Raw genomic sequence first — 16,492 nt, forward strand, 5'->3', positions numbered from 1 at the left:
GAGAGCCGTTGACTACCTCAACCCCACGCCACTTCCCCGCCACCCGGATGCGCCGCATGCGCCGGGACGATTTTTCGCGCCGCTTGATGCAAGAGTCGACGCTGACGCCCAATGACTTGATCCTACCGGTCTTCGTTCTGGAAGGCGAAAATCAGCGTGAAGCGGTGGCTTCCATGCCTGGCGTCGAGCGGCTCTCGATCGATCTACTCATCGAGCAGGCCCGAGAGGCGTATGCGCTGGGCATTCCCGCGCTGGCGCTATTCCCCGTCATTGGCGCCGAGCAAAAAAGCGAACTGGCCGAAGAAGCCTACAACGCCAACGGGCTAGTTCAGCGCAGCGTGCGCGCACTCAAGCAGGCGCTACCGGAGCTGGGCATCATTACCGATGTAGCCCTGGACCCCTACACCAGCCACGGTCAGGATGGCATTCTCGATGAGCACGGCTACGTTCAAAACGACCGCACCGTCGATACGCTGCTCAAACAAGCGCTCTCCCATGCCGAAGCAGGCGCTGACGTAGTCGCACCCTCCGATATGATGGATGGTCGCATTGGTGCCATTCGCCAAGTGCTAGAGCAAGAACACCTGCACAACGTGCGCATTATGGCCTACAGCGCCAAGTACGCCTCAAACTACTACGGCCCCTTCCGCGATGCGGTCGGCTCGGCAACCAACCTTGGCAAGGCGGACAAACGCACCTACCAGATGGATCCCGCCAACGGTGACGAAGCGTTGCACGAAGTGGCCATGGACATCGCCGAAGGCGCCGATATGGTGATGGTCAAGCCGGGTATGCCCTACCTAGACGTGGTGCGTCGGGTCAAAAGCGAGCTGCAGGTGCCCACCTTTGCTTACCAAGTGAGTGGCGAATACGCCATGCACCGAGCCGCCTTCGACAACGGCTGGCTGGAGGCCGAGCCGGTGATTCTGGAGTCGCTGATGTGCTTCAAGCGGGCGGGGGCCGACGGTATTTTGACCTACTTTGCATTGGAGGCCGCACGTCTACTGCAGCGCTGAGCGACGTTTATGCCCTTTAGATGACAACCGAGTGACACTCGTTTGTCATCTTTCCCCCGCATACTGCTTTAATGAACGCTATAACGCTATGATGGGCCAGTACCACGACTGCGGGGGCAACCATGGACGACAACGCAACAGATTCCACGTCGACACTATCGTCGACGTTACCGCCCAGTGAGACATCGAGCAGCGACGTCGATATCGTGCCGCTGCGCATCAACCGCACCCCCACGGGTGTACAGGCCAAAGAGTCGCATGTCGAAGCCGATTTGGACGACCCGCAGCTCTACTTCAATCGCGAGCTGTCACACCTACAGTTCAATATCCGTGTCTTGGAGCAGGCGTTGGACGACGCCCACCCGCTACTCAACCGGCTGATGTTCCTGCTCATCTTCTCCTCCAACATGGATGAGTTCTTCGAAATTCGCGTCGCCGGGCTCAAGCACCAGATGGCCCTGGGCGACGACACCACCGCCGCCGATGGCCGCTTACCAAAAGCCGTATTGGCCGAGATCTCCGAGGTCGCTCACCAGCAGATTGCCCGTCAGTACGAGATTCTCAACGACACGCTGCTGCCCGCGCTGGAGGCTCAGGGGCTGCGTTTTCGCCGTCGCGATCAGTGGAATGACAAGCAAAAGGCCTGGGTACGTGACTTTTTCGATAACGAAATCATGCCGGTCATCAGCCCCATTGGCCTCGACCCCTCCCATCCCTTTCCGAGACTGGTCAACAAGAGCCTCAATTTCATCGTCGAGCTGGAAGGCAAAGATGCCTTTGGCCGCTCAGGGGGCATGGCGATTCTACCCGCCCCGCGCTCATTACCGCGACTGATGGCACTGCCCAAAGAGCTGTGCGCCGAAGGCTTCTCCGAGTACGTCTTCTTGTCATCGATGATTCATGCACACGCCGAGGAGCTCTTTCCCGGTATGCGCGTGCGGGGCTGCTATCAGTTCCGCCTGACCCGTAACGCGGACATGACGGTCGACCCCGAAGAAGTGTCCGATCTAGCCTCAGCCCTGCGCGGTGAGCTGTTGGCCAGGCGCTACGGCAGCGGTGTGCGTTTGGAAGTCGCCGACAACTGCCCAGACGATTTGATCGACTTCCTCCTGCGCCAATTCGACCTAGAAAGCGGCGATCTTTATCGCGTCCAGGGACCCGTAAACTTGACCCGAATGATGGCCGTGCTGGGCGATGTCGACCGTCCCGAACTGCTCTACCGCCCGTTCACCCCCAGCGTACCCAAGGTGCTGAAAGGCGGCAGCTTGTTCAGCGCCATCGCTAAAAACGATATCTTGCTGCACCATCCCTTCCAATCCTTCTCGCCTATCGAAGACCTGCTGCGTGAAGCAGCCCGTGACCCCGACGTATTGGCCATCAAACAAACGCTTTACCGCACCGGCTCCGAATCGCCCATCGTCAGTGCCCTGGTGGATGCCGCCAGCCAGGGCAAAGAAGTCACTGTGGTGATCGAGCTGCGGGCGCGCTTCGACGAGGCGGATAACCTGCAGCTAGCGTCACGCCTGCAGGAAGCGGGTGCGATCGTGATTTACGGCATCATGGCGTACAAAACCCACGCCAAGATGCTGCATATCGTGCGCCGCGAAAAAGGCGAGCTGCGCCACTACGCGCACCTGGGCACCGGCAACTACCACTCCAAGACGGCCAAGCTCTACACCGATTACAGCCTGCTGACCGCTAACCAGACACTGTGTGCCGACGTGCATAAAGTCTTTCAGCAGCTTTCCGGTATGGGCCGGGCGCGTAAGATCGATACGCTGTTACACGCACCCTTTACGTTACACGAACGCCTCGTCGAGATGATCGACCGCGAGGCTCAGGTGGCGCGTAAGGGCAAACGTGGCCATATCATCATCAAATGCAACTCGTTGACCGAGCCCAAGTTGATCAAGGCGCTGTACCGCGCATCGCAAGCGGGCGTGGAGTGCGATTTGATCATTCGTGGCATGTGCTGCTTGAAACCGGGTATTCCGGGCGTGTCGGACAACATACGCGTCCGCTCGATCATTGGTCGTTTTCTCGAACATACCCGAGTATTTCACTTCCACAACGACGGCAAACCGGAAATCTGGTGCTCCAGCGCGGATTTCATGTCGCGCAACATGTTCCACCGGGTCGAAACCTGCTTTCCGCTGCTGGATAAGAAACTGGCCACCCGGGTACGCAAAGACCTGGAAACGTACCTCGTGGATAACTGCCAGAGCTGGCTGTTACAGAGTGACGGCAGCTACCAGCTACAGGACCCTGGTAGCGGCGACGCGATTAGCGCTCAGGAAACGTTGCTATACGCCTACGCGTCGAAGAGCTGACGACAACGCCCCGCTGTGGTACGCAGCGGGGCGAAGGTGAGAGGTGTTGGATCTAGGCGTAGCGCTGGCGTAGCTGCAAGGCAGCCTCGACCATATTGGCCAATGCAGGCTCGACTTCGGCCCAGCGGCGGGTTTTCAATCCGCAGTCCGGGTTGATCCATAGCCGTTCGGCTGGGATTTTCTTCAACGCTCTCTCCATGAGTGACACCATCCACGCTATATCGGGAATATTCGGCGAGTGTATATCGTAGACACCTGGCCCGATTTCATTGGGATAGGCAAAGTCCTGAAACGCATCCAGCAGTTGCATGTCCGAACGCGATGTCTCGATGGTGATTACGTCGGCATCCAGCGCGGCAATGGCGCCGATGATATCGTTGAATTCCGAGTAGCACATGTGAGTATGGATCTGGGTACTGTCGGCTACCCCGGCAGCACTCAGTTGAAAGCTCTCGACGGCCCAATTCAGATACGTTTGCCACTCGCTCTGGCGAAGCGGCAGCCCCTCGCGCAGCGCCGGTTCGTCGATTTGAATAATAGAGATGCCCGCTGCTTCCAGATCGCAAACTTCATCCCGCAGGGCCAGAGCAATTTGGCGGCAGGTGGTCGCACGGGGCTGATCGTCGCGCACGAACGACCATTGCAAGATCGTCACCGGCCCAGTCAACATGCCCTTCATCGGCGTTTGGGTCAGCGACTGGGCATACTCGCTCCAGCGCACGGTCATCGGCGTAGGCCGCGATACGTCGCCCACGATGATCGGCGGCTTCACACAACGGGTGCCGTAGCTTTGCACCCAGCCAAAGCGGGTAAACGCAAAACCGTCGAGCTGCTCGCCAAAGTACTCCACCATGTCGTTACGCTCGGCTTCACCGTGCACCAACACGTCCAAGCCGAGCGCTTCCTGGCGCGCTACCGCGTGGGCGATCTCTTCGCGCATCTTCGCTTCGTAGTCCGTCTGACTGAGCTCACCCGCTTTGAACGCCCGACGTGCAGCACGGATGGCATCCGTCTGCGGGAAGGAGCCAATCGTGGTGGTGGGAAACAGAGGCAGTGCCAGCAGCCGTCGCTGGGCCTGTGTGCGCTCGACGTAGGGTGACTGACGCTGGCTATCTGCGGACGTCACGGCGGCCAAACGCTCGCCCACGGCGGGCTGGCGGGTACGCGGCGACTCGCGCCGTGCATCCAGCGCACGGGTGGCATCGCTCAACCGCTGCTCATCCTCCGGCGTGGCGCGGTTATCGATCAGCCGCGCTAGCGTCACCACCTCATCCAGCTTTTGGCGGGCAAACGCCAGCCAGTTCAAAAGCTCGGCGTCCAGCTCGGTCTCTTGACGCAGGTCGACCGGCACGTGAAGCAGCGAGCAGCTAGGCGCGAGCCACAACCGCTTACCTAGCCGCACTTTCAGTGGTAGCAACCGCTCGCGCAGCGTGGCCAAGTCAGCGCGCCAGATGTTCCGTCCATCGACCAACCCCACCGACAGTACCTGCTGGGGGCTCAACCGATCAATCACATCCGCCACCTGCTCAGGAGCTCGCACGGCATCGATGTGTAGCCCCTCCACCGGCAACCGCGTCGCGAGCGGAAGGTTATCGCCCAGCGAACCGAAGTACGTGGCGACCAACAGCTTCAGCGGTGTCGACTGTAAGCGATAGTAGGCACGCTCGTAAGCCTGCTGCCAGGAGAGCGGCAAATCCTGTACCAGCGCAGGCTCATCGAGTTGCACCCACTCGACGCCTTGCGTCGCTAGGCGGGACAGTGCCTCGCTGTAAACGTCCAAAACGCTATCGAGCAGGTCGAGGCGGTCGAACTCGCTCCCCTTGGCTTTACCCAACCATAGCCAAGTCAGTGGGCCGATTAGCGTCACTTTGGGCGTAAAGCCCGCTTTCAACGCTTCATCCACCTCGTCAAACAGCCGCGAGGAGGCTAAGGTAAACGTCTGGTCACGATGCAGTTCCGGCACTAGGTAGTGGTAGTTGGTATCGAAATATTTGGTCATTTCACAAGCGGCCGCTGGCGTACCGCTCGGTGCGCGGCCACGGGCCATACGAAAGGCGGTATCCAGGTCGATACAGCCTGCGTTCACTTCATCCTCAGCCTGAAAGCGGCCAGGCACCGCCCCTAGCAACACGGAGACGTTTAGCACTTGATCGTAAAAGGCGAAGTCACCCACGCTGACCATGTCCAAGCCGGCCGCCTGCTGGGCTTGCCAGTGGGCAAGACGCAGTGCTTGACCTGCGGCTTCCAGCTCATCGCGACGGACCTCGCCCTTCCAGTAGGCTTCAGTGACTTTTTTCAGCTCGCGCTGTGCTCCGATACGGGGATAGCCGAGAATATGCGACACTGTCATGATGAATCCTTCCAACGTGAATGATTTCACACAGTTTGAGCACCGCACAAACGTGAATCAAACTAAAGATTCTAATACCAACCATGAAAATTAGTCACAATGATTGAACTACGCCACCTGCGCACACTACTGGCCCTACGCGAGACCGGCTCGCTCGTCGAAGCTGCTGAGCGGGTGCACTTGACGCAGTCGGCCCTATCACATCAATTAAAAGATTTGGAAAGCCGCGTGGACGGACCGCTGTTCGTCCGCAAAACCCGGCCGGTGGAGTTCACTCGCGCCGGGCTACGGCTGCTAGCGCTGGCCGATGAGATTTTGCCCGAAGTGCGCAAAGCCGAACGGGATTTGGCCCGTCTAGCTGGCACCGAACAGGGGCGCTTACACATGGCCATCGAGTGCCATAGCTGTTTTCAGTGGTTAATGCCGACGGTGGATTACTTTCGTGATCACTGGCCGGAAGTAGAGATCGACATTCCCAGCGGGCACCATTTCGACCCCCTACCAGCGCTGGCGCGTGAACAGCTCGACCTGGTGATTACCGCCGATCCGCAGCCGTTGGAAGGTGTGCGTTATGTACCACTGTTTCGCTATGAGGGCCTGCTTGCCGTTGCCCGTCAGCACCGCTTCGCGGGACAAGCCTATATCGAGCCTGAGGCACTGGCCGATGAAACGCTCATTACCTACCCGGTGGAACAGTCGCGTCTAGATGTCTTCACGCAGTTTCTGGCGCCAGCCAACGTGCGCCCCAAAGAGATCCGCACGGCGGAGCTGACGATCATGATGATGCAGCTTGTGGCCAGCGGACGCGGCGTGTGTGCACTGCCCAACTGGGCGCTCACCGAGTATTTGGAGCGCGACTATGTCAGCGCCGTAAAGCTCGGCGATCAAGGCATTTGGAGCACACTTCATGCGGCCATTCGGGAAGAGAGCGCCGAGGCGCCGTGGATGCAGGACTTTTTACGCACCGCCAAGGAGACGTCCTTTGCGGTACTCTCTGGCATTAAACCGGCGATTCGCGACGAGGGATCAGCAGCGTAAAGCGCGCGCCGCCCAGCGTGGGACTGCTGTCCACGGTAACGCTGCCACCGTGACCCGCCATGATTTTTTGTACGATCGACAGACCAAGGCCGTAACCACCGGAGCTACGAGCGCGGCTATCGTCCAGCCGCGCAAAGGGCTTGAAGACATCGGCCCGCGCCTCGAAAGGAATCCCCGGCCCGTCATCCTCGACATCGATACGCACCAAGTGCGGCTCATCCCACAGGCGAATCACCACTTGGGATTTGCCGTAGCGACAGGCGTTACCCACCAGATTCTGCAGCGCCCGCTGAAGGTAGCGGGGCTCTGCCAGCAGCTCGATATCCGGCCCTGGCACCAGGGTCAGTTGCTGACGAGCATGCAGCGGCGCCAGCGTGTCGATCACCCTTTCGGCCATGGCTCGGCACTCGACCAGCGCCATTTCGAGTTCGGCGCCGTTAACCGTTTCACCGCCCAAGCGGGCGTACGTTAGAATTTCGTCCACCAGTTCATCGAGCTCGGCGATATCGGCATCGATACCCTGTAGCTGACGCTGAATGGCGGGTTGGTCGGTCATGTCTTCGACCATCTGCACCGCAAAGCGGATACGCGCTACCGGCGTGCGCAGCTCGTGAGATACCGCGCGAATCATCTCCTGCTGACCGCGCAGCAGGCTCTGCACCTGGTTCGCCATACCATTGAAGGCCATCCCCAAGCGTCCCAGAAAGTCGCCGCTCTCTACTTTGACCCGCGTCTCCAGACGACCGCTGGCGATCCGCGTTGCGGCCAATTCCAAACGTGCCATCCGCGACTCGATACTGCGCATGATCAGATAAATGATCAGACTGAGGACCACCATCAGTGCGACAAGCAGCGGCAGATGCAGGTTCAGCGGCAGGGTGTCCCCCCGGGAAATGGGGCCTGCCTGCAACCACTGCTCCGCGCCTCCTGTCTCATTCGGCAGTTGATAAAGCAGCGTAATGGAGAGTTTGTCCGAGACGAGCCGGGTAATGACCCCGCCCAGGGTGAGCTGAAACTGCTGTTCGGTGGTTAGATCGTCGGGAAGCGCATTGAGCAGGCTCAGCGGCCAGTTGCCCGGCCGCAAACGCGTGAGCGCCGTCAGCCGCTCCTCGGCGGGCATACCGGCCAGCCAATCACCTAACAGCACCATACTGCCCTGCCATTGGCGCTCGCTCCAGGCACCAAAGGTGGCTTCCAGCAGCCACTGCTCTCCACTGCCGGTCGTCGGTAAGCGCTGACGAAGCTGCCACGGCGGCTCTGACACCAGCACCGTGCCACGCTCGATGCGCGCCCGCTCAAAATAGCCAAGGGACGCGTCGCTGAGGCTACGCAGCGCGAGCTGCATTCCCAACTGTTCCGAAAACTCCCCCAGCAGCGCTTCCCGCCTCTCCATGGGCACGTCCGCTAACCGCTGAGTCATCAGCGACATGGGCAGCGCGGCGAGCTGCTCACGGTAATCCTCACGGCGCACCTGCTCGATAAAAGAGCGCCCGCCCAGCGCGATGAAAAACACCACGCAAAGCGCTAACCCCAGCAGCAGGTAGAAACGCAAAAACGTGCCGTGACTCAGCACTCGCCGCATGCCACAACCTCTCTTAACTGTCCTTGACGAACAGGTAGCCTTTGCTGCGCACGGTTTTGATGCGGTGCGGCTGATTGGGGTCGTCGCCAATTTTGGGACGAATCCGCGACACCCGCACGTCGATGGAGCGGTCCTGACCGTCGTACTTGATACCGCGAAGATCGCTGAAGATCTCTTCACGGGTCAGCACACGACCCGCATTCCGCGCCAACAGCCATAGCAAATCGAATTCGGCGCTGGTCAAGTCGATGCGATCACCAGAGAGCCAAGCTTCACGGGTGGCGTTGTCGATCTCCAAATTTTCGAACTTAAGACGCATTTCGCCATCTGGAGCAGGGCCATCGGCACGCCGCAGCAACGCGCGCATGCGTGCTAGCAGCACCCGCGGCTGCACCGGTTTAGGCACGTAATCGTCCGCGCCCATTTCGAGTCCTAATACCTGATCGAGATCGTCCGTTCGGGCGGTTAGCATCATGATGGGGCCGACAAAATTGGGCCGAACACGGCGACAAATCGCTAAACCATCTTCCCCCGGCAACATTAGATCCAAAATGACGAGATCAGGCTGCAGCGTCAAAATACGGTCGACTCCTTTGGCGCCATCCGCTTCTAACGTGACTTGAAAGCCGTTTGCCTCCAGGTAGTCGCGGGTGAGCTCCGCCAAGCGCTGATCGTCTTCGATGATAAGCACGTGATCCTGGTCGGGGTAGTCGGGGGTGACCGCATCCTGTTCCCCAAGTGCTTGAAATTGCTGTTCCAAGTGATCTACCATCCTTTTTCTTCACTCCGCTTAGGCAGTTTGTATTATCACCCGCTCACCCGATGCAAAAGCAGGTCGTGATAGCTCCCAGGATACCTCAAAACCTCGCCAGCGCCTGCCCTTTGATCAATGTTCCCTGGCTTTCGTTACTGGGCAGCTTGGGTCGGCTTGATTCTTCTAACATCAAGCGCTAATGTGAGGTGGCAGACTGTCGACAATCTGACAGGAGGAGATCCCATGGGAGATGGCAAAGCCAAAAGTGTCATTAAACGTGTTTATGTGCCGACACAGGTGCGTGACCTGCCCAACGGTGAGAAGCTGAAGATCCCCGGGCACTACAAGGCACCGCCTACCGATGCCAATAGCGCAATGGATGAATAGCCGCTATTCATGATGCTCAATACAGAAAAGGCAGGCCCTCACGGCCTGCCTTTTTATATCTCTACTGACTAACACTCGCTATCCCTTAGGGCCAAATAAGAACCAAGCGATTAGCCCGACAAGGGGAAAGACCAGTAGTGCGATGATCCAGAGCAGTTTGGCCAACCCACCGGCCGAGCTTTTAGCGACTTTTACGATGGCCCATACGACGATGACGAGCCAGATCAAACCTAATAAACCGCCGACTTCGATACCCATTGTCACTCCTTGCGTTTAAGCGTCCATGAGCCTTCAGCTAAGCACATGAGTGCGCTTAACACAAACCAGCATTAAGGTTCTGGCAGTCTAAGCACCATCTCTCCGCCACGGATCTCGATGGCTAACTGATTCAGAAAACTCATGCCTAACAGCACCGTATCCCGTTCCATGCCTGGACTGATGGAGCCTTGCACGTTGCTCATGCGTATTCCACCGAGCGCGACTTCTTCCAACTGGGTCAGGTTCCCCTCTACGCGCCCGTTGGCCGTATTGAACCAAGCACGCCGCCCTGGCTCCAGACGCAGGCGTTCGGCTAGCTCGCTGGGCACCGCCACATAGGTGGCCCCGGTATCCAACAAAAACGTAACGGGCTCTCCGTTGATACGGCCAGGTGCCTCGAAGTGCCCCGCTCGGTTTCGTTTGAGAGTGACCGGCGCATTGTCGGGAGCGGTATTCATCAGATGTACATTTGGCTGCCACATCTGCTCCAGGCCGCCTTGGATCCACCAAGTGCCCACTGCCATGAGCAGCACCCAGAAGAGCAGCATCATGACGATGCCGCCGCGCTGTGCCCGGCCTGTCATCATCGCTCACCTCGTGGCATTAGACACTTTTCCAGGCCACCGCCGCCTGACGCCCGCGGCGCTCGTTGACGCCTAAGCAGATCAGCATGGCCGCCATGAACAGCCCCACACAAAGAAGAATAGACGCTTGTAGTCCAATTAGCGTTTGCAGTATGCCCAGCATGACGATGCCTAGCACCCCGGCGAGCTTGTTGGCCAACCCCCAGAAGCCGAAGAATTCTGCTGACTTCTCCAGCGGCGAGAAAACACCCACCAGCGCGCGGCTGGCCGACTGGCTGGAGCCCAAGCTCAAACCAGCCAGGCAGCCCACGATTAGAAATACATGCTGCGCTTGCCACTGCCAACCCAACTGCCGATTGAGCCATGCGGTCACTTCGGGGGTCGCCCAGATGGCCACGATAGCAGCCACCCACAGGGCCAGGGTCATTTGGTACGTATGCTTGGCCCCGAGTTTATCCTGCAGAAAGCCAAATCCGATCGCACCAGCAGCAGCGGTGACTTGCACGATGATGAACATGATATTGCGCACGCTCTCATCCCATCCGATGACTTGAGCACCGTAAATGAACGCGAAGGCGATGATGATGTAGACCCCCGCCATGGAAAACAGCAGAGAGACAAGAAAGATGCTCAAATCCTTGAAGGTGCGCAGCTCCTTGAAGGTGCCCACTATTCGCTGCTGAGCGATTTGGCGATAAGAGACACCGTGGGGTTTGGGCACACCGCGCTCTTTTAGCCACAAAAACGTTGGGATGGCAGCCACCAAAAAGAAGCCAGCCGCAAATGGACCCACCCAGCGGATGCGCTCGAAGTTGTCGGCCGTCGCCTCTCCCAGCACGATGAGCGTAAAACCAGCAGCGACTAACCCTCCGATATAGCCCAGTGCCCAGCCAAAGCCAGAAATCTTCCCCAGTGCATCCGGCGGACCCAACTCAGGTAAGAAGGCGGCAATGAACGACTCTCCCATGGAGTAGGCATAGTTGGAGAGCACGATCAATAACAGGCCCAGCACCACGTAGCCAGGCTCGACAAAGTAGAGCATCGCCGTCGTGGCCACCGTTGCCAAATAGCTAAACAGCAGAAAGCGTTTTTTCTCAGCGCGATAATCCATAACGGCACCGCATAGCGGGGCACTGATCACGACCATCAAATAACTGATGGCAAGCGCAAGACTCCATAAAAAGTTGGCGAGCCGATAACCATCGTTGCGTTCGCCCACGATAACCGTGGTAAAGAGTTCGCCAAATACCACGGTAATAATGAGCAGTGTGTAGGCTTGATTAGCAAAATCAAACATGGCCCAGCCGAAAATTTCGCGCCGGGTCGCATAAACAGTGGCATTGGGCATGACGGGGGCAGACGACATATCAGCGCTCTCTTAAAAAGAGCCATAAGAGTATCAGTTCGCCGTATCGCTTCGCTATCCAGTTCGTTAACAGATTAGAGGTGACAGACACACAAAGTTACTCTAACTTTGCTAGATTAAATTAATAACAGGGACGCTATTAGATGGCGCATGGCAACGTTATAAAAAAGCGTTTACTGGCCACCCTTTTTCTACTGCTAGGGTGCGCTGACGTCACCGCCTCTCTTTTTGACGACCGTGTGTTCGCGGACGACTCAACGGTATCCCTGGCATCGCTGACGTTTATCACGGAAGAGTATCCGCCTTACAACTACTTAGACGGGGACCGCTTGATGGGCAGCTCCGTCGAGCTGCTTGAAGCCATGCTGGCCCATGCGGGCTCTCCCCTGGGCAGGGATGACATCCGCTACTACCCTTGGGTACGCGGCTACGAACTCGCCCTGCATCGGCCCAACACCGTCCTGTTTTCCACGACCCGCACGCCGAGCCGAGAATCGCGGTTTCACTGGGTAGGTCCCATCGCGCGAGACCATGTCGTGCTGCTTGCACGTCAGGGAGCGAACATTCGAGTGTCCTCACTGGACGATGCCATCGAACAGGGATTGAGCGTGGCGGTCATACGCGAGGACATTGGTGCCCAAGCCCTAACCGAGGCAGGCTACCCAGAGGCACTGATACGACCAGCCATGGATAATCGCAGCGCCCTGCATATGCTGCTCCACGAGCGCGTCGACCTGTGGGCTTACAGCAGCGATGTCGCCCAGTGGATTGCCGAGCAAGCAGGCTATCCCGCCGAGATCGTGGTACCTCTCTATACCCTGAGCGAATCTTATCTCTACTTCGCGCTCAACGCTGAGACGGACTCACGCCTCGTTGCCCAACTCCAGCAGGCTTTCGAACACGTCACGACTCTCCCGGTGGCCATACAGGCAGGTAGCGATGGTTAATCGAACGCTCTTGTACGTGATGCCCTACGGGGTGATCGTTGCAATCGGCTTGCTGCTCATCGGTATCAGTCTCGCCAGCCGTGCTCAATCACCGCTGCTCACGATCAATACCGAAGAGTATCCACCGTTCAATTATCAGACGCCTCAGGGCGACATCGACGGGATTGCCACACGACAGCTACGCCATGCATTGACGCATGCCGGGATCGACGCTCGCTTTCGCCTCTTACCCTGGGCGCGGGCGTATACCGAAGCACGGCTACGCGAGCACCACTGCGTCTACTCCACCACCCGTACCTCTGAAAGAGAGCCGCTGTTTCACTGGGTTGGACCACTGGTCATCAACGAGTGGTCGGCATTCGGCCTATTGTCGAGACACTGGGAGCTTACAGAGCTTGATCAGTTGGGTAAGTGGCGGGTAGGCAGTTTTCGTGAAGATGCCGTGGGAGATTACGTGGCTAACCAAGGGGTCGAGGTGCTGCGCGCGCCCACCGAGCGTGAAAACATGGTGAGGCTAGGGGCAGGGTTGATCGATGTCATCGTCACTGGACGAGCGACCGCAGAGCGACTGGCAGCAGAAGAAGGCGTTGCCATCGAGCACCTGTTTACCTTCCATTACGCTCCGCTTTATCTCGCCTGTCACCCCAGCGTCGAACGCAGCGTGATCGAGCGACTGCAGCGCCACCTAGACACGCCGCCCACCCCGAAAAGGGAGCCACTGTCGTGAGTATCACCAAGCCTTATCTCGCCAGCGGTCGCTTGACGCTCAAGCAAGCCCTGCTAACGCTGTTAATCGCCATTTTGATCAGCTTGGTATCCGGTAGCATCGAGCTACTCGGTCACGCCAGTAGCATGCGCGAAGACGTACAAAAACGCACCTTACAGCAATTGGCCATCGTCAACGGCGCAGCGGCCGAAGCCGCTTTTCAGCTCAATCCCGATTTAGCGCATCAAATCGCGTTTGGCTTGTTCAGTAACAGCGACATTGCTCACGTGGCGATTCGCGACGATTTTGGTCGTGCTCTGGCAGAGTTTTACCCCACTCGACCAGCCGCCGCTAGTTGGCTCAGTCAGCGGTTATTTGGCGACATCGTCAATCATGACATGCCGCTACGCTACTACATCGGCAGTGACATGCCCGACGCGACGGTGGGCGATATCTCGCTCACGCTGGATGCGGACTACCTGACACAAGAGTTTTTAGAGCGTAGCTACGAGGTCGTGGGACGAAGCGTGGTGGAAGCCTTTTTACTGAGCGGCTTAGTCATTGCGCTGTTCCATATTTTCATTACCCGTCCGCTCTTGAAAGTGCACGCCGCAATTACTCAAACCGACCCCGCACGGCCAGGACAGTGGCCCAAACCATCGTTGAAAGGCCATCACGACGACGAGCTGGGCCATTTGGTCGAGAGCTTGGACCACCTCCTCAATGCCTTTCAATCAGGGCTGGAGCAGCGCGATCATCTTCATCAGCTTTCTCAATACGATGGACTGACGGGCGTGGCCAACCGCCGTCACTTCGATATGTTCATCGCCCAACAGTGGCAGTGGGCGCATCGCGCCAAACGGCCCCTGTCGGTGATTTTCATCGATATCGACAATTTCAAAGAGTTCAACGACCACTATGGCCACGCCATGGGAGATGACACGCTGCGGGCGGTCGCAACGGCGCTCAACCAGTGCATCGACCCCAGCCGCGACCTGCTGGCACGTTACGGCGGAGAAGAGTTTATTTGTGTGCTGCCAGGCACCGCGAGCGCTGGAGCGCTGGACGTCGCCAACTGTCTTCGCCAAGCAGTGCTCTCACTCGCCATTCCTCACGTTTACTCCAGCACACATTCACATCTGACGGCCAGTATGGGGGTAGCCAGCATGTCCGCCGAACGGCCGCTGAGTACCGACGACCTGCTGAGCCTTGCCGACCAACAGCTCTATTTGGCCAAACGGCGTGGCCGTAACCGAGTCGAGATACACGAACGCCCGGCATAGCCGGGCGTTATCACACTCTCCTTGGACACTGCATCATAACAGCCAGTGAGCCATCACCGCCGAGATGCCCACCACCATGGCCGTGATCACCGCCACGGTGACCAAGCGATCCAGCCAGCGGTCGAAAGCAGCGCCTTTGGGCTGTCTTCGCGTGGCTCCGTGGCGTCCTTGTCGAGCCATTAGCACGCTGTTTCCATGAGTGCTTCCTCTATTGAAGCCATTGCTTAGCTATTGATACGCCGGTTGACCACGCTAGGGGCACGACGCAACCGCTCCTCTTCACCCAGCTGCTCGGCCTCGAAGGCGTCGGCCCCTACGGGCGTTTCGCCGTGGCGACGATAGAGCTGGGTCAGCATGGCTTTACGGTCAGCACGCAGCTCACGTACCAGTACGATGACCATCATATACAGAATAAAGGTAAACGGTAGAGCTGACAGCACGGCGGCAGATTGTAATCCAGAAAGACCGCCAGCGACGATCAGCGTCAAGCAGATCGCTGCAATCAGTACACCCCATGCCACGCGCTTGTAGAGCGGCGGATTGATCGAGCCGTTGTCGGTCATCTGCGCGACGATATATGAAGCGGAGTCTGCCGACGTCACCAAGAAAATGAAAATCAGCAGCATGGCCACCACGGACAGTACCCCAGAGAACGGCATGAGATCGAACATCTCGAACAGGGCGACGGTGATGTTGGCTTCCGTTGCAGCCGCGAGGCCCACATCGCTCCCGCTCATTTCCAAATTGAGCGCGGCCCCGCCAAATACGCCGATCCACAGACACGCCAGCAGCGGCGGCACGAACAGTACGCCGAACACGTACTCCTTGATGGTACGACCACGCGAGACGCGGGCAACGAACGTGCCGACGAAGGGCGACCAAGCGATGACCCAGGCCCAGTAGAAAATGGTCCAGCTACTGGCCCACTGATTATCACTGTAGGGCGAAATTCGTAGGCTCATACCAATGAAGTTCTGCAGATAATCGCCGATACCCAGCGTAATGGTTTCGAGAATCGCGATGGTCGGGCCGGTGAACAGCACGTAGAGCATCAAACCGATACACAGCGCCATATTAAGATTCGAGAGCCGTTTAATGCCCTTGTCGAGCCCTGACCAAGTCGAGGCCATGTAAGCACAAAACATCACGAATAGAATGGCAAACTGCCAAAGCCCGTTCTCAGGCAGGCCAAACACCGCATTGAGCCCACCATTCATTTGCAGGACGCCTAGCCCTAACGACGTTGCCACGCCCATGACGGTCGCCACTACCGCAAAAACATCCAGCCAAGACGCATAGGGACGAATACGCGGATGTTTGGCTGTCACCGATGAGAGAACGGACGACACCAGCCCTGCTTGCCCTTTGCGGAATTGAAAGTAAGCGATGATCAGTCCCACCACCGAGAAAGCGGCCCACTGGTGGATCCCCCAGTTGAAGTAGCTGTATTGGATTGCATAGCGCGCGGCAGCCTCGCTTTCGGCAGGCACATCCCCGTAGGGCGGATTGATGTAGTGCGTCATGGGCTCCGCCATGCCGTAAAACACCAAGCCGACTCCAAACCCCGCGGCCAGCAGCATGCTGATCCAGGAAAAAAAACTATAACTGGGTGTACTGTCCTGAGGCCCAAGGCGCACTTTGCCGTATTTGCTGAGCGCAAGACCGATCAGAAAAACGACAAAACCGAACACCGAGAAGAGATAGAACCAGCCAAACAGTTCGGTAATGGACGTCAGCGCCGTCTCTGCGGCGCTGCCAAACGCATCGGGAAAAGAGGCCCCTACGATTACTAAGCCAAAAATGATCACCGCCGATGCGATAAACACCGACTTACCTCCATGGTTTGTCATAGCACCACCCTGGTTAATGAACGAAATATACGCATATAGTG

At 58.0% G+C, this 16,492-nt stretch carries 15 protein-coding genes; 7 read left to right on the plus strand and 8 right to left on the minus strand.

Annotation, left to right across the window (positions count from 1 at the left end):
* Positions 1-8: 8 nt before the first annotated feature.
* The gene (hemB, locus tag FRH_RS02495; protein ID WP_139526330.1) at positions 9-1,016 is read left to right on the plus strand and encodes a porphobilinogen synthase; all 1,008 of its coding nucleotides are present in this window, start codon (positions 9-11) and stop codon (positions 1,014-1,016) included.
* A 122-nt stretch (positions 1,017-1,138) separates the two neighbouring features.
* Entirely contained in the window at positions 1,139-3,346 is a 2,208-nt protein-coding gene (gene ppk1, locus FRH_RS02500) for a polyphosphate kinase 1 (protein WP_139526329.1), read from the plus strand.
* A gap of 52 nt (positions 3,347-3,398) precedes the next feature.
* On the opposite strand, the gene metE is transcribed toward ppk1, so the two are convergent.
* Positions 3,399-5,696, minus strand: coding sequence for a 5-methyltetrahydropteroyltriglutamate--homocysteine S-methyltransferase (metE, locus tag FRH_RS02505; RefSeq protein WP_219861762.1), 2,298 nt, complete (start codon positions 5,694-5,696; stop codon positions 3,399-3,401).
* A gap of 99 nt (positions 5,697-5,795) precedes the next feature.
* Here metE and FRH_RS02510 point away from each other — a divergent pair, with 99 nt between their 5' ends.
* Positions 5,796-6,734: a LysR family transcriptional regulator gene (locus FRH_RS02510; protein WP_219861764.1), complete on the plus strand. Its 939-nt coding sequence runs from the start codon at positions 5,796-5,798 to the stop codon at positions 6,732-6,734.
* Here the strand turns inward: FRH_RS02510 and FRH_RS02515 are convergent.
* Both FRH_RS02515 and FRH_RS02520 read right to left on the minus strand, forming a co-directional pair.
* Entirely contained in the window at positions 6,697-8,316 is a 1,620-nt protein-coding gene (locus tag FRH_RS02515) for an ATP-binding protein (protein WP_139526326.1), read from the minus strand. The two genes, FRH_RS02510 and FRH_RS02515, sit on opposite strands and share 38 nt — an antisense overlap.
* A 13-nt stretch (positions 8,317-8,329) precedes the next feature.
* Positions 8,330-9,088, minus strand: coding sequence for a winged helix-turn-helix domain-containing protein (locus tag FRH_RS02520; RefSeq protein WP_139526325.1), 759 nt, complete (start codon positions 9,086-9,088; stop codon positions 8,330-8,332).
* A 225-nt stretch (positions 9,089-9,313) separates the two neighbouring features.
* Here FRH_RS02520 and FRH_RS02525 point away from each other — a divergent pair, with 225 nt between their 5' ends.
* Entirely contained in the window at positions 9,314-9,457 is a 144-nt protein-coding gene (locus tag FRH_RS02525; protein ID WP_168444470.1) for a hypothetical protein, read from the plus strand.
* Positions 9,458-9,535: 78 nt separating this feature from the next.
* Here the strand turns inward: FRH_RS02525 and FRH_RS02530 are convergent, their stop codons facing one another.
* The 3 genes from FRH_RS02530 to FRH_RS02540 form a co-directional block, all read right to left on the minus strand.
* Positions 9,536-9,715: a PLDc N-terminal domain-containing protein gene (locus FRH_RS02530; RefSeq protein ID WP_139526324.1), complete on the minus strand. Its 180-nt coding sequence runs from the start codon at positions 9,713-9,715 to the stop codon at positions 9,536-9,538.
* A gap of 71 nt (positions 9,716-9,786) precedes the next feature.
* On the minus strand, positions 9,787-10,302 hold the full coding sequence (locus tag FRH_RS02535) for a TIGR02281 family clan AA aspartic protease (protein WP_139526323.1): 516 nt from the start codon (positions 10,300-10,302) through the stop codon (positions 9,787-9,789).
* Positions 10,303-10,318: 16 nt separating this feature from the next.
* Complete coding sequence (locus tag FRH_RS02540) at positions 10,319-11,665, minus strand: MFS transporter (RefSeq protein WP_231125549.1); 1,347 nt, start codon at positions 11,663-11,665, stop codon at positions 10,319-10,321.
* 143 nt (positions 11,666-11,808) lie between these two features.
* On the opposite strand from FRH_RS02540, the gene FRH_RS02545 reads away from it, so the two are divergent.
* Genes FRH_RS02545 through FRH_RS02555 form a run of 3 tightly spaced genes read left to right on the plus strand, consistent with a single transcriptional unit; the run spans position 11,809 to position 14,601 of the window.
* Complete coding sequence (locus FRH_RS02545; protein WP_139526322.1) at positions 11,809-12,612, plus strand: transporter substrate-binding domain-containing protein; 804 nt, start codon at positions 11,809-11,811, stop codon at positions 12,610-12,612.
* Entirely contained in the window at positions 12,605-13,339 is a 735-nt protein-coding gene (locus tag FRH_RS02550; protein WP_231125548.1) for a transporter substrate-binding domain-containing protein, read from the plus strand. Before FRH_RS02545 ends, FRH_RS02550 begins: the two co-directional genes overlap by 8 nt.
* Complete coding sequence (locus FRH_RS02555; RefSeq protein WP_139526321.1) at positions 13,336-14,601, plus strand: GGDEF domain-containing protein; 1,266 nt, start codon at positions 13,336-13,338, stop codon at positions 14,599-14,601. The genes FRH_RS02550 and FRH_RS02555 overlap by 4 nt, the downstream gene beginning before the upstream one ends.
* Before the next feature lie 33 nt (positions 14,602-14,634).
* Here FRH_RS02555 and FRH_RS02560 read toward each other — a convergent pair whose 3' ends face one another.
* Both FRH_RS02560 and FRH_RS02565 read right to left on the minus strand, forming a co-directional pair.
* Positions 14,635-14,781 carry a hypothetical protein gene (locus tag FRH_RS02560; protein WP_168444471.1) on the minus strand — a complete coding sequence of 49 codons (147 nt, stop codon included), beginning with the start codon at positions 14,779-14,781 and terminating at the stop codon, positions 14,635-14,637.
* A gap of 44 nt (positions 14,782-14,825) precedes the next feature.
* Positions 14,826-16,451 (minus strand): BCCT family transporter, encoded by a 1,626-nt coding sequence (locus FRH_RS02565; RefSeq protein WP_139526320.1) that lies wholly within the window; start codon positions 16,449-16,451, stop codon positions 14,826-14,828.
* Positions 16,452-16,492: the final 41 nt, after the last annotated feature.

Origin of the sequence: Halomonas sp. A020, from assembly GCF_027943625.1 — a bacterium.
In the GTDB taxonomy this organism is placed as follows: Bacteria; Pseudomonadota; Gammaproteobacteria; order Pseudomonadales; family Halomonadaceae; genus Vreelandella; species Vreelandella piezotolerans.